Below are 23340 nucleotides of genomic sequence, written 5' to 3'. Positions count from 1 at the left end.
GAAAAAGTACTGTCGGTCCGCCCAAACTACCCTCGCCCACCGGCAACGCACCGGGCGGACTCCAAGAGGACTCCCAGCCGTAACCTCAGGTCAGGGCGGCCCTGCAGTCAGGGCCGGGGTGCGCCGACCACGATCACGCACGTCACCGGCAGCGGGCCCGGTTCCCGAGAGCTTGGATGCGCGGGTCGGGCGAGAGCCGCCCGAAGGACCGGTGCAGGGGCGGGTAACCATGTCCGCGCCAAGCTCGCGCCTATGGGTCGTGGGTCGCGCGTGAGGAGCTCGGGGGGCGGGGTCAGTTGTCGGGCGATCGCAGGACCCGCAGGTGGCCGCGCCGCGCGACCTCCCTCGGGTCGGCGCCGCGGCCTGCGCCGCCCGCCTCGGCCGCACGCTCCTGCGGACGGGCCGCCTCGCGCACGGCGTTGGCGAGCGCTTCCAGGTCGTCGCCGCTGGGGCGGGCCGGGGCCGAACCGTCGAGGAGCCGGACGACCTCCCAGCCGCGCGGGGCGGTGAGGCGCTCGGAGTGCTCGGCGCACAGGTCGTAGCAGTGGGGTTCGGCGTAGGTGGCGAGCGGGCCGAGGACCGCGGTCGAGTCGGCGTAGACGTACGTCAGCGTCGCGACGGCGGGACGGCCGCAGGCGGTGCGCGAACAGCGACGTACAGGGCTCACGACGTTGGACGGTACCGCACTCTTGAGCGGGCCGCGACGACTCTCCACCAGGTCACTCCCCCGTGTCGTGCTGTGAAACACCGCACACACCCCTTCGGGCGCGCCTTTCTGACCTGCCAGGACATCGGCGCCCGAGAGGGAGTTCGACCTCGCAAGCGATCAAGAGTCATCACAAAACCCTCGAATACCGTGAGAGGCCCGCTCTCGACGGGATACGGATTTGAGCCCAACCTTGGCTTGAATGGTCATGTAGCGACATGCCGCACGGCGGCGGCCGGAAGCCGCCCGTGCCGTCGTGCGGTGCCGGGCGCGGGAGCGCGGCGGGGACTACCCTTCACCAGTGATGGACAAGCCCGTAACGCCCCGTGCCGCCGCCCCCGGGCCCCGCCGACGTGATCGCCACGGTCGGGGCATGCGCGGCCCGATCGCACCGCCGCAGGTGCCGCTCGCCGCGAGCCGCGCGGAGGCGTTCGCCGATCTGGTGCAGGACTCCGTGGAGCGCCTGGAGCGGCGGTGGCCGCAACTCGCCGACATCGACTTCCTGGTCCTCGAGGTGCCGCGGCTCGACGGGCCCGGCCAGGCGTGGAACGACGAGGCCGTGCCGCTCGGCGGCACGATCAGCGCGCGCGAAGGACGCCCCGCGCGCGTGGTCGTCTACCGACGGCCGGTCGAGATCCGCACGAAGGGGCGCGACGAGCGGGCGGCTCTGGTGCACGAGGTCGTCGTCGAGCAGGTCGCCGAGCTCCTCGGGCTGACTCCGGAGACGGTGGATCCGCGGTACGGCGAGGACCAGGGCTGAGAGGGTCGGCCTGCCAGGGCTGAGACAGCCGGTTTGCCAGGGCTGAGACGGCCGGCCTACTTCTGGAGCACCGACAGGTCCTCCTCCGCCTCCGGTACGGCCACCGTCCCCCGGTCGTCCGGCAGGGTCTGCACGGTGAAGGCGGGGACGCCGCCCTCGTTCGCCGCAAGGGTGCGGGCCCCGTAGACCGGGCCGCCGGAGACCGGCTCGACCGTGAGCGCGTAGGTGCCCTTCAGGCCGCCGGGGACCGGGGGCTCGATGTCCTGGGTCGTGCCGGCCTTGATCGTGTACGTCTTCGACACCGGTGTGCCGCCCTCGCTGCCGGCCGAGGCGGTGACCTTGACCGTGGCGGCGGCGCCGGGGGCCGTCAGGGACAGGGTGCTGCCCTTGCCGCTGTTGTCGGCGGACGTGGCGCGTGTGCCGACGGGGCGGGTGGCGGGGATGAACGCCGTCTCCTGCTTGTCGCCCTTGCCGCGCACGACCCGCAGGGCCGCCACCACCGGCACGGACCGGTCCGTCGGGGTCAGCACCAGGGAGCCCGCCTCGCCGCGGGTGACGTCGCCCAGGTCGGCGGCGGTCGTCATGCCGCCCTTGACGTGCACGGTCTCGTGCCCGGCCGGGGTGATCAGCCCGGAGGGTGAGGCGAGGCGCACCTTGAGGTCCGCGTCGGAGTCGCCGGGGGTGAAGGCGACCAGGCTCACGGAGGTGGCGTCCTTGGGGATGCCGGGCAGGACCAGGCTGCCCGACGGGTCCGTGGACGCCGGCAGCCAGTCGCCGCCGAGCTTGTCGTCCAGGGCCTGCACGGCGGCGCCGACGCGTCCGCTGCGGACGTTGACGTGCACGGTGAGGTCGCTGCGCCGCTCGTCGGTGAGGGTGGACAGCAGGACCGGCTCGCTGGAGTGCGGCTGGACCGTGATCCCCTCCCCCACTGCGGACTTCAGGGCGCCGTCCTTGCCGTAGAGCTCGATGTCGACCACGGCGGCCGAGTCGTCCGGGTTCGTCAGGTGGACGTAGTCGGTGCGGTCGGCTTGTGTGCCGGCGCCGGGGAACCAGAAGTCGGTGTCCGGGGCCGTGCAGTTGACGCCCTGCAGGCCGCGCCCGGTCCCCGCGGCGACCTCGGTGGTCTCCTGGACGGTCCAGCCGGGCGCGAACCTGCCGTCCGCGGTCCCGACCAGCGCGGGCGCTTCGCCGCCGGAGCTGTCGCCGGTGACCGGCTTGCCGGGCTCCTTGGGCGTCAGCACGGGCTCCGCGGGCTTGTCCTGGCCGGACTTCCCGTCGCCCTTGCCCTGGTCCGTGCCCTTTTCCGTGCCCTTGCCCGTGCCCTTGTCGTCGGGCGAGGCGTCCGCGGACTCCTCGGTGGCCGCCCGGAGTTCGGCCTTGCCGCCGCTCCCGGCGCCCTTCGTGACGGGCGTGAAGGAGGTGTAGGACGTCTCCGCGAGGTCGGACGTGCTGGGCGCCGGGCACAGCAGGCTCGTGCGCTCCACGGGCAGCTGGGCGGCCGCCTTGGCGGTGCCGGGGCCCGGGGCGTCGTCCGGAGCGGACAGCGCGGCGAAGCCGGTGACGGCGGCGAGCGCGGTCGTGCCGGCGATCAGGGACAGGGTGGTGCGGTTCACTGCTGGCTCCCGTCGGGACGCTCGCTGCCCGTGCCGTGGGGGTGGTGCTCCTGCGCCGGGTCGTACGGCGTGCCGTAGCCCTGGCCCTGGTCGTAGGCCTGGTCGTAGCCCTGCTGGTCGTAGGACGGGATCTGGCCCTGGCCGCCGTAGGCGTACGGGTCGTACTGGCCGCCCTGGTACGGGTCCGCCGGGTACTGCTGCCCGTAGGCGTCCGCGGGGTACGGGGTGTTCTGGTACTGGTCGCCGTAGCCCGTGTACGCGCCGCCCTGGTGACCGGCGTTGTCCCACTGGCCGTAGTTCTGCTGCTGGGGCACCGCCGCCGGCGGTTGCTGGGGCTGCGGGGGCTCGAACTCCTCGGGGACGGCGGCCTCTTCGGACTCGGCCTCCGCCTGGGCACGCAGGCGGCGGGCTCGGCGGCCCTCGCCGGCGACGGCCTCGGCCGGGGCCGGGGCCGCCGGCTCGTCGGGGAGGTCGTCGTCGATGTCGCGACGCCGGCCGGGCAGGGCGAGCACCACGAGGACGACCGCGAGGAGGCCCTGGGCCCACAGCCAGGCCGTGTGGCCGACCGGGTCGTCGTAGGTGACGTCCAGCGTGCCGCCGGTGGCGGGGAGCCGGAAGCCCTGGGCCCAGCCGTCGACCGTGGTGGGGGTCAGCGGCTTGCCGTCCAGCGTGGCGGTCCAGCCGTCGGAGGCGGAGTCGGCGAGGCGCAGCACGCGTCCGCCGGCGCCGGCCGGGATCGTGGTGTGGATGTCGACGGGCCCGGCGGCGACGGGCTGCGGGGTCCCGGCGCCGGAGGCGGGGTCGATGGTGGCGCGCGCGACTTCGCGGTTGACGCGCCACAGCGCGCCGCCGGCCTGCTGGCTGAGCCGGGTCAGGCCGGGCGTGGCGTCCAGGACGCGGGTGACCTCGCGGGGCGCGCCCTGATGGACCAGGATGTAGCGCACGGCGAAGCCGCCGAGCTGGTCGGCCTGGTCGGCGCCGGAGCCCGCGACCAGGTTGGCGACGACCTTGTCGAGCCCGCTGTTCTCGCCGTCGGCCGCGGCGATCTCGCCGTCGCCGAGGCGGGCACCGGAGCCGCGGACCAGCATGTAGCCGACGTGGGCGCCGGAGTCGCTGTCGAGGACGAGGGTGCGGGCCTGGTCGCGGGTGCCGCTCTCCTCGGCGACGAACGCGGGGACCTGGGTCGGGTCGCGTCGCTCCAAGGGGTTGTCGGCGCCGCGGATCATCCAGCCGGCGGCGATGAGCAGCGGGCCCGCGGCCGAGGCGAAGGCGATCAGCACGGCGACCGGTTGGCGCCAGCCGAAGCTCTGCTCGGCGACCCGCGCGCGTGCCCCGTCGGCGCCCAGCGCGGCGGCCGCCAGGAGGGCGATGCCGTAGACGAGGGTCGCCGGTCCGGCCCAGGTGGAGCTGTTGGACAGGACCGCGAAGACGAAGCCGGTCAGGGCGACCGCCCAGGCCGTCCAGATGCCCGACTGGCGTTCCGAGCGCAGCAGGGCGGCGAGGGCGGCCAGCACGATGCCGATGAGCATGAGGCCGCTGACGGTGCCCGGGCCGCCCGGGCTGGCGCCCAGCAGGTCGAGGGCGGACGCGGCCGAGGGGCCGTACGCGAGGCCCGCTTCCTTGAGGAAGCCGAACGGGAGCAGCGTCAGCGACCAGGGGGCGAGGAGCAGCAGGGGGGTGCCGAGCTGGGCGAGGAACCGCAGCCCGTAGGCCGTGATGTCGCTCCGGCGCAGCACCAGCAGCCCGATGCCGAGGAGCAGCGCGATGGGCCACACGATCGGCGTGAAGGCGGTGGTGATGGTCAGCAGCATCGCGTATGCCCAGGTGGCGCGCCAGCTGCCGCGGGTCCCGGCGGAGTTCGTCAGGCCGGCGGCCGCGATGCCCGCGCGGGCGATGAGCGGCAGCAGCGCGGCCAGGACGGCGGTGCCGATGCGGCCGCCGGCGAGGGCGCCGGTGGCGGCGGGCAGGAAGGCGTAGACGACGGCCGCCCAGGCGCGCAGCAGCCGGGACTCGACGAGCGGGCGGGAGGCGAAGTAGGCGGTGACACCGGCCAGCGGCACCGAGCAGACGAGCAGGACGGTGACGGCGAGGCCGGTCGAGCCGAACATCAGGGACGCCAGCATCGCCACGAGCGCGATGTACGGAGGTGCGGAGGAGGTGCCGCCGGCGCCGACCGGGTGCCAGGCGTCCAGGTAGCGCGACCACAGCTCGGCGGAGTCGGCCGGGGCGGGCAGCAGGGCGCCGCCCGCGAGCGCGCCGCCGCCGAGGAGCTGGCGGCAGGCGACCAGGGAGACGAGCAGCAGTACGAGGAAGAGCACCGGGCCGGGCTTGCGCGCGATGCGCTTGAGCCGGGCGAACTGCTCGATCTCCAGGAAGTCGGCGTCGTCGCCGCCGGGGCCCGACTCGACGGCGCTGCCGTGCCGTCCGGCGCCGGCCGCGGCCTCCGGGTCGGAGCGGCCGACGAGGCTGCCCGCGATCTGCTCGACGGTGACGCGGACGGTCGCGCCGGGCGGCGGGAACAGCGCCCGCAGCTCCCCCTTGTCGATCCGGGGTGCGCCTCTGCCGCGCCGCCCGGCGAGGATCCGCTCGGGCCGGAGCAGGGTGCCCATCAGGCCGCGGATCTCGTCGACGGCCTGTCCGGGGACCTTGCCGACGAGATAGGCCACGGTGCGCAGCAGGGTGCCGAGCACGATCCGCAGCAGCACCCAGGGGAGGACGGCCGTACGCGAGTTGACGAGCAGGGTGTAGACCGCGCCGGCCTTGTCGACCTTGTGCGGGGAGGCCGCGGTGCGGCCCACGCAGTCGACCGTGCGGCGCTCGCGGCTGGACGCCTCGGCGTGCCGGACGACCGCCTCGGGGGCGACCAGGACCCGGTATCCCGCCGCGTGCGCGCGCCAGCACAGGTCGACGTCGTCGCGCATGAGGGGCAGGTGGCGGTCGAATCCGCCGAGCTGCTCGAAGACGTCGCGGCGCACGAGCATGCCGGCGGTGGACACCGACAGCACGGGCCGGACGTGGTCGTGCTGGCCCTGGTCCTGCTCGCGGCGGTCCAGGCCGGTCCAGCGGCGGCCGGAGTTGGCGATGGAGACACCGACCTCCAGCAGCTGCCGCCGGTCGTACCAGCCGCGGAGCTTGGGGCCCACGACGGCCACGTCCTCGCGGCCCAGCTCGTACTCGTTCTCCACGACCCGCAGCAGCTGGGCCAGGGCGTCCGGGTCCGGGGCGCAGTCGTCGTGCAGCAGCCACAGCCACTGCACCGGCTCGCCGTGCGGGAGCTCGGGCAGGTCGTAGGCGTCGTCGCGCCAGGAGCGCGTGACCGGGTCCCAGCCGCTGGGGCGCTTCAGGTACGGCAGCTCGTCCGGGGTGAGGACCGGGGCGACGCGGCCGCACTCCTCGACGGCCTGGCCGAAGCCGGTGCGGCGGGCGAGGTGCAGCACCCGGTCGGCGCCGAACGCGTCGGTGACCAGCTGCGCGGAGGCGTCCGAGCTGCCGGTGTCGGCCCCCATCGCGTACTGGACGGGACGCTCCTGGCCGAGCAGTCCGGCGAGCGCGTCGGGCAGCCAGCGGGCGCCGTCGTGGGAGACGAGGACCGCGGTCACCACATGACGCGGGAACTCAGGTGCGGCAGCGGTGTCGTGATGGGCTGCCGGGTGGCTGTGCACGGACATCGAGGTACGGGCCCCGGTTCGGTGGACTGCGGTGGACGCCTGCGCCCGGTGGGGGCGGCGGGGCGTCTCGGACGAGCGACCACACTATCGGCTGCGCACCGAGCGGCCCGCCGCCTGTGGATAACCCACGGGCGACGGGCCGTTCACGCAAGGGGGTGAGGGGTCAGACGGCCGCCTTCTTCAGCCGGCGGCGCTCCCGCTCGGACAGGCCGCCCCAGATGCCGAATCTCTCGTCGTTGGCGAGGGCGTACTCGAGGCACTCGGAGCGGACCTCACAGGCGAGGCAGACCTTCTTGGCCTCCCTGGTCGAGCCGCCCTTCTCGGGGAAGAAGGACTCGGGGTCGGTCTGGGCGCACAGCGCGCGCTCCTGCCAGCCGAGTTCCTCGTCCGCGTCGTCGACCAGCAGTTGCTGCACCGTCTCGGTCATGTGCGCCCCTCGTCTGTCTTCGCGTCCCCGTGATCTAGCCGTTACCGATTCCGGCTGAACGACACGAGTGAAATTACAAGTGTGCTGCTCCGGGCGAGTCAAGCCGAGATCTGCTATTGAGCCCCTTATTCACTCTGCGGAACCAAGCCCATGCGGAAAGTGTTCAAATCACCATAAAACCTGACACACAGATAGAGCCCGCGAGGGCTCACATCTTCCGCCGGTCCCCACGCAGCCCTGTACGAACAAGGACGCCCAGGAGTTCGATCTCGTTCCGGCACGCACGTCGAAGCGAAACGGATCACAGTCGGATCACGAGTACGCAACGGGGTTTGTGCGCCCCGGATGGACGCCATGTGTCCCGGGCGGGCCATGAACAAACCTTTCATCTGAGCGATCGACCGGATGAGGTGAACCACGTCCCACATACCGGGTGTCGAGTTGACAGTGATGGTGTGAACCGGTGTCCTTGTGGGCATGCTCGCGAACTTGGCGCTCACCTCGACCCGCACCGCCGGGTCCCACGGTGCTGCTCGCGCTCGCTGTAGCTGTTGCTGTTCCAGCTGTTGAGCCACACCTGCTCCAGCTGAAGGCCGAGCCACCCGTCTCTCGGCTCCCGTTCCCTCTGACCTTCTTCACTGAGGAACCACGCACCCCATGAACAGCGACAGCGACCTCCAGATCGCCGGCGACATCCTCGAAGTCACCCACCTCCTCCAGACCCCGCGCGAGCACCCGGCCACCGTCGCCGAGTTCGTCGGACTGGCCCGCTCCCTCGCCGAGGACCGCTCCCAGTGGGAGCACCTCGTCCGCTACGACGCCGCCAGCCGCTGGTACCACCGGCTGCGCACCGGCCCGGGCTACGAGGTGTGGCTGCTGTCCTGGGTTCCGGGACAGGGCAGCGGACTGCACGACCACGGCCGCTCCTCCGGTGTGCTCACCGTCCTGGACGGCACACTGACCGAGCGCACGGAGCGGGGCACGCGCGCGTTGCGGGCGGGCGCGCAGCGCGTGTTCGCGCCGGGGTACGTACACGAGGTCGTCAACGACGCGCTGGAGCCGGCGGTGAGCCTGCACGTGTACTACCCGGGCCTCACCGAGATGCCGATGCACACCGCTCAGCACTGCGAGGCGCGGGACGTACCGGGTGTGGTGACTGCCTGACCGGTTGTCGCAGGGGCCTGCAAGACTGTCCCACCCGTCGCCCGGCCACCACCCCTCAACGAGTCAGCCTGACGGCTGACACACTGTTTCAATGCGCATTGTGGTTCTGGCAGGCGGCATCGGCGGTGCCCGGTTCCTGCGTGGTCTGAAGCGGGCCGTCCCGGACGCGGACATCACGGTCATCGGCAACACCGGGGACGACATCCACCTCTTCGGGCTGAAGGTCTGCCCGGACCTCGACACGGTGATGTACACGCTCGGCGGCGGCATCAACGAGGAGCAGGGCTGGGGGCGTACCGACGAGACCTTCCACCTCAAGGAGGAGCTCGCGGCCTACGGCGTCGGGCCCGAGTGGTTCGGCCTGGGCGACCGGGACTTCGCCACGCACATCGTGCGGACGCAGATGATCGGCGCCGGATACCCGCTCAGCGCGGTGACGGAGGCGCTGTGCGACCGCTGGAAGCCGGGCGTGCGGCTCCTCCCCATGTCCGACGACCGCGTCGAGACCCATGTGGCCGTCGAGATCGACGGCGAGACCAAGGCGATCCACTTCCAGGAGTACTGGGTGCGGCTGCGCGCCTCGGTGCCCGCCCGGGCCGTCGTGCCGGTGGGCGCCGACCAGGCGAAGCCCGCCCCGGGCGTCCTGGAGGCCATCGGCGAGGCGGACGTGATCCTCTTCCCGCCGTCCAACCCGGTCGTGTCGATCGGCACGATCCTCGCGGTGCCCGGCATCCGGGAGGCGATCGCCGACGCCGGGGTGCCGGTCGTCGGCCTCTCCCCCATCGTCGGTGACGCGCCCGTGCGGGGCATGGCCGACAAGGTGCTCGCCGCCGTGGGCGTCGAGTCGACCGCCACGGCGGTGGCCGAGCACTACGGCTCGGGCCTGCTGGACGGCTGGCTCGTCGACTCGGTGGACGCCAAAGCGGTGGAGCGGGTCAAGGCGGCCGGGATCCGCTGCCGGGCCGTGCCGCTGATGATGAGCGACGCCGACGCGACCGCGCGCATGGCCCAGGAGGCGCTGGCGCTGGCCGAGGAGGTGCGGGGAGCGTGAGCGGCGAGGTCACCGGCGCGGAGCCGGCCGCCGCCGGTGGTGCGGGGAGCGTGAGCGGCGACGTCACCGGCGCGGAGCCGGCCGCCGCCGGGTACCGGGTGTGGGCCCTGGGCGGGCTGCCCGAGATCACGGCCGGGGACGACCTGGCCAAGCTGATCGCTGCCGCCGAGCCCGGCCTTGCCGACGGGGACGTGCTGCTCGTCACCTCGAAGATCGTGTCCAAGGCGGAGGGCCGGATCGTCCGGGCCACCGACCGGGAGGCGGCGATCGACGCGGAGACGGTCCGGGTGGTGGCCCGGCGCGGCGCCCTGCGGATCGTGGAGAACCGGCAGGGCCTGGTCATGGCCGCGGCCGGGGTCGACGCGTCCAACACCCCTTCCGGGACCGTTCTGTTGCTGCCCGAGGACCCGGACGCCTCCGCCCGCGCCATCCGTGACGGACTGCGCGACGCCCTCGGCGTCGACGTCGGGGTCGTCGTCACCGACACGTTCGGCCGGCCCTGGCGCTCCGGGCTCACGGACGTCGCGATCGGCGCCGCCGGAGTGCGCGTGCTCGACGATCTGCGCGGCGGCACGGACGCGTACGGCAATCCGCTCAGCGCCACCGTCGTCGCCACGGCCGACGAACTCGCCGCCGCCGGCGACCTCGTCAAGGGCAAGGCCGCGGGGCTGCCCGTCGCGGTGGTGCGCGGGCTCGCGCACCTGGTCGCGCAGGGCGACGACGGCGAGGGAGCGCGGGCCATGGTCCGCGGCGCACGCGACGACATGTTCCGCCTCGGCACCTCGGAGGCGGTCCGGCAGGCCGTGACCCAGCGGCGCACGGTCCGGTCCTTCACGGACGAGCCCGTCGACGCCGGTGCCGTACGGCGGGCCGTGGCCGCTGCCGTGACGGCTCCGGCCCCGCACCACACGACACCGTGGCGGTTCGTCCTGCTGGAGTCGCAGGAGTCGCGGACCCGGCTGCTCGACGCCATGCGGGACGCGTGGATCGCCGACCTGCGGCGGGACGGCAAGAGCGAGGAGTCCATCGCCAAGCGGGTCCGGCGCGGGGACGTGCTGCGCGACGCCCCCTACCTCGTCGTCCCCTGCCTGGTCATGGATGGTTCGCACACGTACGGCGACACACGCAGGGACGGTGCCGAGCGGGAGATGTTCGTGGTCGCCACCGGTGCCGGCGTGCAGAACTTCCTGGTCGCGTTGGCCGGGGAGCGGCTGGGTTCGGCGTGGGTGTCGTCGACGATGTTCTGCCGGGACGTGGTCCGCGAGGTGCTGGATTTGCCGGCGGACTGGGACCCGATGGGAGCGGTGGCGGTCGGGCACGCGGCCGGGGAACCGCGTCCGCGGCCCGAGCGGGACGCGGACGTGTTCATCGAGGTGCGGTGACAGGAGCCGGGCGGCGCCTACGCTCGTAGGGCCACTCCCCACGGAACCCCAGGGACGTCATTCATGGCAGGACGGTTCGCACCGCGGCCCACGCGTACTTCGGTGCGCGGCGGGCACGTCGCCGTGCCCCCGGGTGTGCCGCGGCAGGCGACGGGGCCGGGGCGGGTACGCACCTGGGTGCCGGACGGGCCGCTGGAACTCGGCCTGGTCCTCGGGCCGTTGCGGCGCGGGCCCGGCGATCCGACGTTCCGGGCGGCACCGGACGGGTCGGTGTGGCGCACCAGTCTCACGCCGGCCGGTCCCGGGACGCTGAGGGTGTGCCCCTACGGCGGTGGAGTGCGCGGGGAGGCCTGGGGGCCCGGGGCCCAGTGGCTGCTGGAGGGGTTGCCGGAGTTGCTCGGGGCGGCGGACGATCCGTCGGCGTTCGTGCCGCGGCACCGGCTGCTGGCGGCGGCCCAACGCCGGCGGCCGGGGTTGCGGCTGACGCGGAGCGGGCTGGTGCTGGAGTCGCTGATCCCGTCGATCCTGGAGCAGAAGGTCACGACCGACGAGGCGTACCGGGCGTGGCGGCTGCTCGTGCGGAAGTTCGGGGAGCCGGCGCCGGGGCCCGCGCCCGCGCGGATGTACGTGATGCCGGAGCCGCGGACGTGGGCGCTGATTCCGTCGTGGGAATGGCACCGGGCCGGGGTCGACGACAAGCGGGCGTCGACGATCCTGCGTGCGGTGCGGGTCGCCGCGCGGCTGGAGCAGGCCGTGGGGATGGAGCCCGGGGCGGCCCGGGCGCGGCTGGAGCTGGTGCCGGGGGTCGGGCCGTGGACCTCCGCGGAGACGGTGCAGCGCAGTCATGGGGCGGCGGACGAGGTGACGGTGGGGGATCTGCATCTGCCCGGGATCGTGGGGTGGGCGCTGGCCGGGGACCGGGATGCGGACGATGCGGCGATGCTGGCGCTGCTGGAGCCGTATGCGGGGCAGCGGCATCGGGCGGCTCGGTTGATTCTGCTGAGCGGGAGGGTGCCGGCTCGGAGGGCGCCGAAGATGCCTCGGTGGGACATCGGGCAGTTGTGAGCTCTCGGTGTCGGGTGCTCGGCGTTTGTGCTGGGGGCGGGGGGTTTCGCAGCCCGGCGTAGCGGGGTCCCGCTGCGCCCACCCGTGCCGCCCTTAGCGGCACGATTGCCCGCAGCGGGGGGCGGGCGGACGGGCGGCGGCACGCATGCCCGCAGCCAGGGCGGAACGGGCCCGCAACGGGGGCGCGCGCATGCCCGCTGAGCGGGACGGGCGACAGCGCGGGCGGGCGGCGCGCATGCGCGGCTGGGCCGGTGCGCGTTCCTGCGGCTGGGTAGCGGGGTCCCGCCCCCTGCGATTTCTTTACTGGTCCGACGAGAAGCGGACCGCTCCTGCTGGGATGCGGGCGTCGCACCATATGCGGGCGCCCTCCAGGAGTTCGTTGTCGGGGCCTATCACCGCGCCGTCTCCTATGACCGTGCCGGTGAGGACCGAGCGTCGGCCCACACGGGCGCGGGTGCCGATCAGGGAGTCGGTGATGACCGCGCCCGGCAGGATGGTGCTGCCGAAGATCCGCGCGCCCTCGGCGACGAAGGCGCCCTCGCCCACCACCGTGCCGCCCGCCAGCTTCGCGTCGGACGCGACCCGGGCCGTGGGCAGGACCAGGCGGTCGCCGCAGCGGCCGGGGACGGCGGGCGAGGGTGCCCGGCCGAGTACCAGGTCCGCCGAGCCCCGGACGAAGGCCGCCGGGGTGCCCAGGTCCAGCCAGTACGTCGAGTCGACCATGCCCTGGAGGTGCGCGCCGGCCGAGAGGAGGCCGGGGAAGGTCTCCCGTTCCACCGACACCGGCCTGCCCAGTGGGATCGAGTCGATGACCGAGCGGCGGAAGACGTACGCCCCCGCGTTGATCTGGTCGGTGACGATCTCCTCGGGAGTCTGCGGCTTCTCCAGGAACGCCAGGACCCTGCCCGTGTCGTCGGTGGGGACCAGGCCGTAGGCGCGCGGGTCGGTGACCTTGGTGAGGTGCAGGGAGACGTCCGCGCCGGTCGTCTCGTGGGTGTCGACCAGGGCCCGGATGTCCAGGCCCGTCAGGATGTCGCCGTTGAAGATCAGGACCGGGTCGTCGGGGCCGGAGTGCAGCCTGGAGGCCACGTTGCGGATGGCGCCGCCCGTGCCGAGCGGCTCCTCCTCGGTGACGTACTCGAGGTGGAGTCCCAGCGCGGAGCCGTCACCGAAGTACGGCTCGAAGACCTCGGCCAGATAGGAGGTGGCCAGGACGATGTGCTCGACACCGGCCGCTCTCGCTCTCGCCAGCTGATGCGTGAGGAAGGGCACCCCGGCCGCCGGGACCATGGGCTTGGGCGTGTGCACCGTGAGCGGGCGCAGCCGGGTGCCCTTGCCGCCGACCAGGAGGATCGCTTCAGTCACGTGTCGTCTCTGCTTCCTGCCGGGACCGGCCGAACTGTCTTTCGGCCGGTCAGTGTATGCAGATCGTTCCGTGGCGCCTTCGTTGGCCGTGCGGCGTGCCGCCCGCTGCCCCCCGACGGCGGTGAACGTGTGCTCAGCGGCCCTGGTAGCCGGCCGCCTTGGAGCGGGCCGAGCCGAGCTTTCCGTAGAGCTTGCGTCCCGGGCACTCGGTCTTGAAGCCGTCCCGGTGCCCCGAGATCACATTCAGTCGAACCTTCTTGCCTTTTCCGTAGAGATTGCTGCCGGCCGACTTCAGGTATGTCTTTCCCTTCGGGTTCACCCGGTACAGCCCCAGCTTCCAGGCGGTCAGCCGGGCGATGGCCTTGACCGCGGATTTCGACGGCTTCTTGGTGCCGTAGGACCCGAGGACGGCGATCCCCATGCTGTTGCTGTTGAAACCCAGCGTGTGCGCGCCGAGGACGGGTTTCGCCACGCCCCCCGCGCGGCCCTCGTAGATCTTTCCGCACTTGTCGATGAGGAAGTTGTAGCCGATGTCCCGCCACCCCATGCTCTTGACGTGGTAGCGGTAGATACCGCGGATGAGTGACGGGACCTGCGAGCAGCGGTAGTTGTTGCCGCTGGCCGTGTGGTGCACGAAGGCCGCCTTGACCTTCTTCGTGTACCGGAGGCCGCTCTCCCGCAAGCCTTCGTTCGCACCCCAGCCGCGCCGCGTGACGATCCCCGGGCGCGGGCCGATGTACGGCTTCGCCTGCCGCTGCTGCTCCGTCAGCTTGACGGCGTCGAAGGCGCGGTACTCCTGCTCGGTCCCGGCGCGGCTCAGTGCCGCGATCTCGGTGGCGCCGAGGGGGGCGAGGTCGGAGTTGGCGGCGGAGGCCTCGGCGAGGGCGGAGGACTCGGCGTTCCGGGCGTCGGCGGCGCGGGGGCCCCCGACGCCGAGGGATGTGGTGTCGGCCTCGCCCGGGTCGACGAGTTCGAGGCGCAGGCCCGAGGGCAGCGGGAGCGCGGCGCGCAGGTCGCGGGCGTCCGGGGTGCGCGAGCGGGAGCCGGCCGCCTTGCCGCCAGACTCGGAGCTGACCCGGAGTTCCACGCCGTTGGAGTCGCCCACCCACAGCGGTGCGGTGGCGCCGCGGACCCGGCCCGAGGCCCTCTCGGGGGTGCCCGGGTCGGCGGCGTGGTCGGCGTTGTGGGTCTCCAGGTCCTGCCAGCCCGACCAGGTGCCGGTACCGGCGGCGCGGGTGCGGACCCGGACGCGGCCGTGCAGTTCGGCGTCGGGGTCGTCCCAGATGACGCCGACGAGGGAGAAGTGCCGTACGGCGCGACGGGACAGGCCCTGCTCGGTGGAGGGGGTGGCGCGGGTGCGGGTGAGGGGTTCGAGGGGGAGGGACTGGGTGCTGCCGGCGGCGTACGGTTCGGCCGCGCGCCGGTCGGCCGGGTTCATCGCCGGGGAACCCGCGGGGAGCGCAGGTCTCGCGGCTTCCGTGGCCGGCGCCGGTCTCGCCGACGCCGCGAGGGCGGGTGGGGTGAGGGGGAGGGCCAGAGCGGCCGCGCAGGTGACACCGATCGAGGAAGCAAGGAATCCACGCATGCCCCTGATCTTGGACATAGTCGTATAAGTCTGTCCATTTGGGAGTTGACGGACCATCGGTCGGGGTTCGGCCGAACCGGTGGCGGATCCGGGGCGCGGCGCTGGGCGGGCCGTTGGGCGGGGGCCGGTGCGTTGCGTACGCTTGCGCGGGTGAACGCCACCGATCGCACCCCTGCCGACCTGCTGGGTTCCGCGCTCGCCGCGGATCCGGGACGCCCCCTGGTGACCTTCTACGACGACGCCACGGGCGAGCGGGTCGAACTGTCCGTGGCCACCTTCGCCAATTGGGTGGCCAAGACCGCGAACCTCCTCCAGGACGAGCTGTCCGTCGAGCCCGGGGACCGGGTGGCGCTGCTGCTGCCCGCGCACTGGCAGACGGCGGTGTGGCTGCTGGCGTGTGCGTCGGTGGGCGTCGTCGCGGACGTGTCCGGGGAGGTCCGGGCGGCCGAGGTCGTGGTGAGCGGGCCGGACCGGCTGGAGGAGGCCCGGGCGTGCTCCGGTTCGCGGATCGCGATGGCGCTGCGGCCCCTCGGAGGGCGGTTCCCGCAGGTACCCGAGGGCTTCACCGACTACGCGGTGGAGGTGCCGGGGCAGGGCGACCGGTTCGTGCCGTACGCACCCGTGGATCCGGAGGGTCCCGCACTGATCGTGGCCGGGCGGGAGTTCAGCGGGGCCGAGGTCGTCGAGCGGGCCCGGGCCGAGGCGACCGGGCTCGGGCTGACCGGGCCCGGGTCGCGGATCCTGTCGGGGCTGCCGTACGACACGTGGGACGGCTTGAACGCCGGGCTGTTCGGGCCCCTGGCCACGGGGGGTTCCGTGGTGCTGTGCCGGCACCTGGAGCAGGCCGGGGACGGGGTGCTGGACAAGCGGGTGGACAGCGAACGGGTCACGGTGATACGGGGTGCTGGACAAGCGGGTGGACAGCGAACGGGTCACGGTGATCGCCCACGGCACGGCGGGCCGCTGACGCCGGGCGCCGCACAGCGGACACCGCCACCCCGCCCACGGCACGGCGGGCCGCTGACGCCGGGCGCCGCACAGCGGACACCGCCACCCCGCCCGCGGCACGGCGGGCCGGTTGTCCTGCCGCTCCCCCGTTCGGGCCATCCCCATCCGCCCCCCGGCCGCCATCCGCGCCATGGTCGTAGGAGCAGTGCGCGCGGGGCGTTCCCGGTTCAGGAGGGGTGGTTGCTGCCGTGGGCTACAGGGTCGGTCCGGGCGCGGGGGCGTCCGCCAGCGGGCGGGGGCTGGTGCGGCGGCGCCGACGGCGGTGGGTGCGCATCACGGCGTTCGGGGCCACGGCTCTCCTCGTGGCGGCCGGCGGGGCCGGCTGGGCCGTGTACGCGAAGCTCAGCGGGAACATCACGCCCGACGAGGCGGCCGCCGCAGAACTCGCGCGGTACGACAAGGAGCGGCCCACCTCTCTGGTCAAGGACGCCCGGAACATCCTGCTGATCGGTTCGGACTCGCGCGAGGGAACCGACAACGCCCGCTACGGGCGGGACTCCGGCACCGAGCGGTCCGACACCACGATCCTGCTGCACCTGTCCGCCGGCCGGGGCAGCGCCACCGCCGTCTCCCTCCCCCGGGACCTGATGGTGGACCTGCCGGGCTGCCGGCGCCCGGACGGGTCCCGCAGCGCGCCCCGGTTCGCCATGTTCAACCAGGCCTTCCAGCTGGGCGGTTCGGCCTGCACCATCCGGACCGTGGAGAAGCTGACCGACATCCGCGTCGACCACCACGTCGTCGTCGACTTCCACGGCTTCAAGGAGATGGTCGACGCGGTCGACGGCGTCGAGGTGTGCCTGCGGGAGCCGATCGACGACCGGGCCGCCAAGCTGCGGCTGCCCGCCGGGCACGTGACACTGAACGGCGAGCAGGCCCTCGGCTACGTCCGCGCCCGCAAGACCCTCGGCGACGGCAGCGACACCGAGCGGATGGAGCGGCAGCAGCGATTCCTCGGAGCACTGGTCAACAAGGTGCGCAGCAATGACGTCCTGCTGAATCCGGTGAAGCTGTATCCCGTGCTGGATGCCGCCACGTCGTCCCTCACCACCGACCCGGGACTGGCCAGCTTGCGCGGTTTGTACGATCTTGTGCGCGGCCTGCGCGACATCCCCATGGAACAAGTGCAATTCCTGACCGTCCCCCGGGAGTCGTATGCGTACGACGCCAATCGCGACCAACTCGTGGAGCCCGCGGCGGACCGGCTCTTCGAGCGGCTGCGTACGGACGCACCCCTGGTCGTGGAGGGGAACGGCCCGCCGGGTTCCGCCCCGCTGAGCCTCTCCGGCACGCCCGGCGGGTCGCACGGGGACGCACATCGGGGCTCTCGCCTCGGGCCCGCCGTCACCGTTTCTCCTCCACCGACGTATCGGGGGAACACGGCAGCCGAGGACACCTGCGGGTAAAGCGGGCACCAAGGCCACTCCAAGGCAAGGAACTCTCCACCCGGGAATAGGCGAATTGCCCGAGTGTGAGGAAGTGGCGTGGGTCACCGTCGTCGCCCGGCGCCGAATGGGCCGGTTAGTGTGAGCGATCCGGTGCGCCCGGCCCCGAGGAACGGTCCCGAGGTCGCGCACTGTGTGACCGAGACCCGGGCGCCTTGGAGGGGGAAGGCGCCGCGTCCCCCGACGGAGGAATCAGGCAACCGTGGACGCGCAAGGCCGTGGGCGGGCGGACGACATGGACCCCGCAGATCAGTGGGTGCTCAACCCGAACACCGGCGAGTACGAACTGCGCCTTGGGCATTCGGCGCCGCAGGCGGGCGTCCCCTCACCTCGCAGGCCCCGGTCCTCCGATGCGCCTCCGTCCGGGCGCGGCCGCACGGAGGCCCGCGGACGTACTCAGACGCCCGGGCGGTCACGGCCCGAGACGCCCGGCCGCGCGGTGCCGCCGCCGCGCAGGCGCCGCGGGGCGCCGGAGGAGCCGCTGCCGGGGCGGCGCGGACGACGCCCGGCGAAGAAGGCCTCGAAGAGCAGGAAGGTCCTGCTGTGGACCGGCGGCACGATGGCGTTCGTGCTGGTCGCCGGCGCGGGTGCCGCCTACTTCTACATCGAGCACCTGAACAACAACATCGCGTCCGTCTCCGACGACGGGGCGAGCACCGGTGGCTTCAGCAAGGACAAGGCGATCAACATCCTGCTGATCGGCACCGACAAGCGCACCGGCAAGGGCAACGCCGACTACGGCGACGCGGGCAGTGTCGGGCACGCCGACACCACGATCCTGCTGCACGTCTCCAAGGACCGTTCGAACGCGACCGCGCTGAGCATCCCGCGTGACCTGATCACGGACATCCCCGACTGCCCGACGACGCAGGAGGACGGCACGCAGAAGATCATCCCCGGCACACGGCAGGTCCGCTTCAACACGAGTCTCGGCCAGGACGGCCGTACGCCCAGCTGCACGATGCGGACCGTGACCGAGCTGACCGGGGTCAAGCCGGACAACTTCATGGTCGCGGACTTCAACGCGGTCAAGACGCTGACCAGCGCGGTGGGCGGGGTCGAGGTCTGTGTGGGCAAGGACCTCGACGACCCGGACTCGCACCTGAAGCTGTCCAAGGGCATGCACACCATCGAGGGCGAGCAGGCGCTGGCCTTCGTGCGCACCCGGCACGCCGTCGGTTTCGGCGGGGACCTGAGCCGGATCGGGCTGCAGCAGCAGTTCCTGAGCGCGCTGATGCGCAAGCTGAAGTCCAACGACACCCTCACCAGCCCGTCGAAGATGCTCGACCTGGCCGAGGCGGGCACCAAGGCGCTGACTGTCGACTCGCAGCTGGACAGCATCGGCAAGCTCAAGGACCTCGGGCTGGAGCTGGGCAAGCTCAACACCAAGAACCTGACGTTCACCACCACGCCGGTGATCGACAACCCGGCGGAGAAGGTCAAGGCCACCGTCGTCCTGAACGAGTCGACGGCCCCGCAGGTCTTCGACATGATCAGGAACGACGTCTCCTTCACCGCCGTCAAGGAGCAGAAGAAGAAGGAGGCCGCCGCGGTCGCCGCCCGCCTGAAGGGCACCAAGGCACCGGCCTCCGAGGTCCGGGTGCGGATCCTCAACGGCGGTGCCGTCGCCGGCAGCGCCCAGGAGACCCTCAGCTGGCTGCAGAACGAGGAGGGCGTGACCAAGTCCGAGAACGCGGGCAACGCGCCCGCCGCACTGGCGAAGACGACTCTCGAGTACGCGCCCGATCAGGCCGACCAGGCCCGCCGCCTCGCCGACCTCATGGGTCTGTCCGGGTCCGCGATGAAGCCGGGCAAGAGCGTGACCAACGACCAGGGGCTGCCCGCGATGACGCTGACCCTGGGCAAGGACTTCGAAGGGGCGGGGGTCTCCCTCACCGCACCCACAAAGGCACCGGAGGGGGTGCAGAAGTCCACCGCCGACAAGGTGGAGTGCGCCAAGTGACGTGAATGTCCTTCGCGTTCACCCAACTTCCTTCAAACAAATGGGCGGGATTGCCCAGTTGTGAGAACGTGCAATTTCTCACCCACGTCGCTTGACGCCGAAGTGTGCGGATAGTGTGTGCGATCCAGTGCTCTCACTCATGAGCTCCGTCCTGGGGAGTGCACTGCTTGACCAGCACCGTGCGCCTTCCGGGGGAGGGCGCCGCGTGGCCCGACGGAGGAACAGGCAACCGTGGACGCGCAAGGCCGTGGGCGGGCGGACGACGTCGATCCCGCAGACCAGTGGGTACTCAACCCGAACACCGGCGAATACGAACTGCGACTGGCCCCTTCCGCAGCGCAGTCGTCCGTTCCCGGGCCCCGTGGCTCCGGTGGCCGTAACCCGGCCGGGGCGGGCGGCGCGGCACGCGCCCGCCGGACCGAACCGGCCCGCCGGACCGAATCCGCCCGGCGTTCCGGGGCGGCGGCATCCGGCGGTGAGGCTCCCTCCCCGCGCAGACGCTCCGGCGCCCCGGCCGACGCGGCCGCGGGCCGGCGCGGGCACCGTCCGGCGCAGAAGAAGGGGAAGGGCAAGAAGGTCCTGATGTGGACCGGCGGCTCCCTGGCCTTCGTGCTCGTCGGGACGAGCGCGGCCGCGTACCTCTACTACGAGCACCTCAACAACAACATCACCTCCGTCTCCGACGACGGCGCCGGCACCGGCGGGTTCAGCAAGGACCGCGCGATCAACATCCTGCTGATCGGCACCGACAAGCGCACCGGCAAGGGCAACGGCGGCTACGGCGACAAAGAGAGCGCCGGGCACGCGGACACCACGCTCGTGCTGCACGTCTCCAAGGACCGCACGAACGCGACCGCGCTGAGCATCCCGCGTGACCTGATCACCGACATCCCGGACTGCCCGACGACGCAGGAGGACGGCTCGGAGAAGATCATCCCGGGCAAGCAGCGCACCCGCTTCAACAACAGCCTGGGGCAGGAGGAGCGGACGCCGAGCTGCACCATGCGCACGATCACCGAGCTCACCGGGCTGAAGATGGACCACTTCATGGTGGCCGACTTCAACGCGGTCAAGACGCTGTCCAGCGCGGTGGGCGGGGTCAAGGTCTGTCTGGCCAAGGACATCAAGGACCCCGACTCCAAGCTCGACCTGCCCAAGGGCGAGCACTTGATCGAGGGCGAGGAGGCACTGGCCTTCGTCCGGACCCGGCACTCCGTGGGCTTCGGCGGTGACCTGAGCCGGATCGAACTGCAACAGCAGTTCCTGAGCTCGATGATGCGCAGCCTGAAGTCCAACGACACCCTGGGCGACCCGTCCAAGATGATCAAGCTGGCCGAGGCGGGCACCGAGGCACTGACCGTCGACTCGCGGATCAGCACGATCAAGAAACTGGCCGATCTCGGGGCGGAGCTCGGCAAGTTCGACACGAAGAACCTCACGTTCGCGACCGTGCCCGTCGACGACAACCCCGCGGAGAAGGTCAAGGCCACGGTGGTCCTGAAGGAGCCTCAGGCCCAGCAGCTGTTCGCGATGGTCCGCGACGACGTGTCGCTGACCGCGGTGAAGCAGGAGAAGAAGAAGGAGAAGGCCGCCGAGGCCGCCCGGCTGAAGGGCACCAAGGCACCGGCCTCCGAAGTGCGGGTGCGGATCCTCAACGGCGGTGCCGTCGCCGGCAGCGCCCAGGAGACCCTCAGCTGGCTGCAGGTCCAGGAGGGCGTGACCAAGTCCGAGAACGCGGGCAACGCCGAACAGCCGCTGGCCAGGACCACGCTGGAGTACGGGCCCGACGAGGCGGACCAGGCGCGCCGGCTCGCCGAGATCATGGGCCTGTCCGGGGCCGCCCTCAAGCCGGGCAAGAGCGTGACCAACTCCCAGGGCCTGCCGGCGATGACGCTGACCCTGGGCAAGGACTTCGAGGGCGCGGGCGTTCCCCTCACCACTCCGGCGAAGGTGCCGGACGAGGTGCAGAAGGCCACGGCCGACAAGGTCGAGTGCGCGAAGTGACCTGACCGTCCCTTCCTGCGTCTAACAGGTGGACGGAGCAAGCCCGGACGAATCGGCCGGGTGTACATCCGACCGGGCATGTCAGAGGTCCAACCAGAAGCGGGGACGCCCGTGCTCCGGCGGAGCAGCGGGGGAACCCGTGGTCCGGACGGACACGGGTCGCCCGCGATCCGAACACGACGCGGGGCGGACCCGTGGGTCGGCCATTGGGGTGGGGAGGCAGGGGTATGGCGCAGAGTGACGTGCGTGCAGGCGGCACACGGCACGATTCGGGCGGCCCGGCCCAGGACAAGCGTCCGGGGACGGCGGCGCCCGCCGCGGGCGGGGGCGAGGGGGGCAGAGGCGGCCGCGGTCGTCGGCGTGGCCGGCGGCGCGGCGGCGGACGCCGGATATTGCGCTGGTCCGCGATCGTGCTGTCGGTCCTGATACTCGGGACGGCCGGCGCCGGATACCTCTACTACCGCCATCTCAACGGCAACATCGACAAGGGCAAGCGCAACAGCGGCGAGTCCGACGTCACGAAGACCGGCCCCAACGCGGCGGGCCAGACGCCGCTCAACATCCTGCTCATCGGCTCCGACAGCCGGAACTCGGCGGAGAACGTCAAGCTCGGCGGCGGCAGGGACAACGTCGGCAGCAAGCCCCTGGCGGATGTGCAGATGCTCCTGCACGTCTCGGCGGACCGCGAGAGCGCGTCCGTGGTGAGCATCCCGCGGGACACCCGGGTGGACATCCCCAAGTGCGTCGACCCCGACACCGGGGAGAAGTACCCGGCGAAGAACACGATCATCAACGAGACGCTCCAGCGCGGCGGCCCGGGCTGCACCCTCGCCACCTGGCAGAACCTGACCGGTGTGTACATCGACCACTGGATGATGGTCGACTTCGCCGGAGTGGTGGACATGGCGGACGCCATCGGCGGAGTCCCGGTCTGCGTCAACCAGAACGTGTGGGACCGGCCGCTGTCCGGCCAGCGCGGCGGCTCCGGACTGAAGCTGACGGCCGGCACGCACAAGGTGCAGGGCAAGGAGGCGCTGCAGTGGCTGCGCACCCGCCACGCCTGGGGCAGTGACCCGCTGCGCGCCAAGGCACAGCACATGTACATGAACGCGATGATCCGGACGCTGAAGCAGCAGAACGTCTTCACCGACACCGGCCGCCTGATGGGCCTGGCCGAGGCGGGCACGAAGGCGCTGAAGGTGTCCGAGGAGATCGGCACGGTCAAGGAGCTGTACGACGTCGGCATGCAGCTCAAGTCGGTCCCGACGAACCGCATCACGATGACGACGATGCCGTGGCTGGAGGACCCCCTGGACCGCAACCACCTGGTGCCCAAGCCGGAGGACGCCGACAAGCTGTGGGCGATGCTCCGCGACGACGTCTCCTTCGACAAGAGCGGCAAGGCGCGCACGGCGGCCGCGGACGCGGGCCCGTCCCCGGCTTCGGTGAAGGCCACCGGGCCCGCCGCCGCGCCGGCCGCGGGGCTGTCGGTCTCCGTCGTCAACGGCACGGCCGATGACGAGCAGGCCGCCGTTCCCCAGCGGGCCGCCGCGATCGTGGCGGCGCTGCAGCGGGAGGGCTTCACCCAAGCCGTCGCCTCGAGCGGGCAGGACCCGCAGGCGCGGACCCGGGTGACGTACCCGAAGAGCACGGGCGAGCAGGGCCGGGCCAACGCGCTGTCGGTGGCGAAGGCGGTCGGCGTCCCGAGCAGTCAGGTGCGGGCCACGGACGACGTGACCACGACGCTGACCGTCGGCAGCGACTGGCGGGAGGGCACGACCTACCCGAAGCAGAAGGCGCCCGAGGCGGGCGACCTGCCCGACTCCGCGGACGCGCTGACCGCGGACAAGACGGAGTGCATGGACGTGTACAAGCCCTATCGGTGGTGACCGGCTGCGCGGCATGAGGGAGCGGGGCCCACCGTCCGGGAGGACGGCGGGCCCCGCTTCGTATCCGGGGGCGGGTCAGCGGCGCAGTGCCTCCGCCGGACTCCAGCGCCGAGTCGCTCGTGCTGTTCGGCCCGCGGGAAGGCCACAACGCTCAGGCGAAGCAGAACGGCAAGGCCATCCCCAAGGGGGGTGCCGGGGCCAATCCCTGCGCGACCTCGCCTCCAAGGGCCCAAGTCCACCCGGACCAG

15 protein-coding genes and 1 pseudogene are annotated in these 23340 nt (G+C 72.4%); 10 read left to right on the top strand and 6 right to left on the bottom strand.

What is annotated here, in order from left to right; all coding sequences use genetic code 11:
• Positions 1-292: 292 nt before the first annotated feature.
• Positions 293-715: a DUF3499 domain-containing protein gene (locus FDO69_RS14945; RefSeq protein ID WP_053675638.1), complete on the bottom strand. Its 423-nt coding sequence runs from the start codon at positions 713-715 to the stop codon at positions 293-295.
• 295 nt (positions 716-1010) lie between these two features.
• Between FDO69_RS14945 and FDO69_RS14940 the strand changes: the two genes are divergently transcribed.
• Positions 1011-1466, top strand: a complete 456-nt coding sequence (locus FDO69_RS14940; RefSeq protein WP_078885356.1) for a metallopeptidase family protein — start codon at positions 1011-1013, stop codon at positions 1464-1466.
• A gap of 56 nt (positions 1467-1522) precedes the next feature.
• Here FDO69_RS14940 and FDO69_RS14935 read toward each other — a convergent pair whose 3' ends face one another.
• The 3 genes from FDO69_RS14935 to FDO69_RS14925 all read right to left on the bottom strand — a co-directional run bounded on the left by FDO69_RS14935 (position 1523) and on the right by FDO69_RS14925 (position 7174).
• The gene (locus tag FDO69_RS14935; RefSeq protein WP_104780276.1) at positions 1523-3079 is read right to left on the bottom strand and encodes a DUF5719 family protein; all 1557 of its coding nucleotides are present in this window, start codon (positions 3077-3079) and stop codon (positions 1523-1525) included.
• Positions 3076-6747: a glycosyltransferase family 2 protein gene (locus tag FDO69_RS14930; protein ID WP_104780275.1), complete on the bottom strand. Its 3672-nt coding sequence runs from the start codon at positions 6745-6747 to the stop codon at positions 3076-3078. Before FDO69_RS14930 ends, FDO69_RS14935 begins: the two co-directional genes overlap by 4 nt.
• Before the next feature lie 163 nt (positions 6748-6910).
• A complete protein-coding gene (locus FDO69_RS14925) occupies positions 6911-7174 on the bottom strand; it encodes a WhiB family transcriptional regulator (RefSeq protein WP_010034659.1) in 264 nt (87 codons plus the stop codon).
• A 657-nt stretch (positions 7175-7831) separates the two neighbouring features.
• Between FDO69_RS14925 and FDO69_RS14915 the strand changes: the two genes are divergently transcribed.
• The 4 genes from FDO69_RS14915 to FDO69_RS14900 all read left to right on the top strand — a co-directional run bounded on the left by FDO69_RS14915 (position 7832) and on the right by FDO69_RS14900 (position 11836).
• Positions 7832-8338: a cysteine dioxygenase gene (locus FDO69_RS14915; protein WP_104780274.1), complete on the top strand. Its 507-nt coding sequence runs from the start codon at positions 7832-7834 to the stop codon at positions 8336-8338.
• Between the two features lie 91 nt (positions 8339-8429).
• A complete protein-coding gene (cofD, locus tag FDO69_RS14910) occupies positions 8430-9389 on the top strand; it encodes a 2-phospho-L-lactate transferase (protein ID WP_104780273.1) in 960 nt (319 codons plus the stop codon).
• A gap of 50 nt (positions 9390-9439) precedes the next feature.
• Entirely contained in the window at positions 9440-10771 is a 1332-nt protein-coding gene (locus FDO69_RS14905; protein ID WP_104780314.1) for a coenzyme F420-0:L-glutamate ligase, read from the top strand.
• A 63-nt stretch (positions 10772-10834) separates the two neighbouring features.
• A complete protein-coding gene (locus tag FDO69_RS14900; RefSeq protein WP_104780272.1) occupies positions 10835-11836 on the top strand; it encodes a DNA-3-methyladenine glycosylase family protein in 1002 nt (333 codons plus the stop codon).
• Positions 11837-12136: 300 nt separating this feature from the next.
• Here FDO69_RS14900 and manB read toward each other — a convergent pair whose 3' ends face one another.
• The gene (gene manB, locus FDO69_RS14895) at positions 12137-13201 is read right to left on the bottom strand and encodes a mannose-1-phosphate guanylyltransferase (protein ID WP_104780271.1); all 1065 of its coding nucleotides are present in this window, start codon (positions 13199-13201) and stop codon (positions 12137-12139) included.
• 133 nt (positions 13202-13334) lie between these two features.
• Entirely contained in the window at positions 13335-14786 is a 1452-nt protein-coding gene (locus FDO69_RS14890) for an N-acetylmuramoyl-L-alanine amidase (protein WP_104780313.1), read from the bottom strand.
• Between the two features lie 150 nt (positions 14787-14936).
• Here FDO69_RS14890 and FDO69_RS14885 point away from each other — a divergent pair.
• The 5 genes and pseudogenes from FDO69_RS14885 to FDO69_RS14865 all read left to right on the top strand — a co-directional run.
• A pseudogene (locus FDO69_RS14885) lies at positions 14937-15683 on the top strand (TIGR03089 family protein); the annotation flags it as partial.
• Positions 15684-15982: 299 nt separating this feature from the next.
• Positions 15983-17197 carry an LCP family protein gene (locus tag FDO69_RS14880; protein ID WP_167526591.1) on the top strand — a complete coding sequence of 405 codons (1215 nt, stop codon included), beginning with the start codon at positions 15983-15985 and terminating at the stop codon, positions 17195-17197.
• Positions 17198-17438: 241 nt separating this feature from the next.
• On the top strand, positions 17439-19199 hold the full coding sequence (locus FDO69_RS14875; RefSeq protein ID WP_104780268.1) for an LCP family protein: 1761 nt from the start codon (positions 17439-17441) through the stop codon (positions 19197-19199).
• A gap of 231 nt (positions 19200-19430) precedes the next feature.
• Positions 19431-21203, top strand: coding sequence for an LCP family protein (locus tag FDO69_RS14870; protein WP_104780267.1), 1773 nt, complete (start codon positions 19431-19433; stop codon positions 21201-21203).
• 227 nt (positions 21204-21430) lie between these two features.
• Positions 21431-23092: an LCP family protein gene (locus FDO69_RS14865; protein ID WP_104780266.1), complete on the top strand. Its 1662-nt coding sequence runs from the start codon at positions 21431-21433 to the stop codon at positions 23090-23092.
• Positions 23093-23340 lie beyond the last annotated feature (248 nt).

The sequence above is a fragment of the Streptomyces tibetensis genome, from assembly GCF_007655005.1.
GTDB classification, from domain to species: Bacteria; Actinomycetota; Actinomycetes; order Streptomycetales; family Streptomycetaceae; genus Streptomyces; species Streptomyces tibetensis.
Note: the sequence above shows the minus strand (reverse complement) of the source record. Positions and strands in the feature narration are given on the sequence as shown.

Coding starts and splice junctions, on each gene's coding strand:
- FDO69_RS14890 (WP_104780313.1), bottom strand. CDS start 14,786: ATGCGTGGATTCCTTGCTTCCTCGATCGGTGTCACCTGCGCGGCCGCT.
- cofD (WP_104780273.1), top strand. CDS start 8,430: ATGCGCATTGTGGTTCTGGCAGGCGGCATCGGCGGTGCCCGGTTCCTG.
- FDO69_RS14865 (WP_104780266.1), top strand. CDS start 21,431: ATGGCGCAGAGTGACGTGCGTGCAGGCGGCACACGGCACGATTCGGGC.
- FDO69_RS14940 (WP_078885356.1), top strand. CDS start 1,011: ATGGACAAGCCCGTAACGCCCCGTGCCGCCGCCCCCGGGCCCCGCCGA.
- FDO69_RS14915 (WP_104780274.1), top strand. CDS start 7,832: ATGAACAGCGACAGCGACCTCCAGATCGCCGGCGACATCCTCGAAGTC.
- FDO69_RS14925 (WP_010034659.1), bottom strand. CDS start 7,174: ATGACCGAGACGGTGCAGCAACTGCTGGTCGACGACGCGGACGAGGAA.
- FDO69_RS14930 (WP_104780275.1), bottom strand. CDS start 6,747: ATGTCCGTGCACAGCCACCCGGCAGCCCATCACGACACCGCTGCCGCA.
- FDO69_RS14900 (WP_104780272.1), top strand. CDS start 10,835: ATGGCAGGACGGTTCGCACCGCGGCCCACGCGTACTTCGGTGCGCGGC.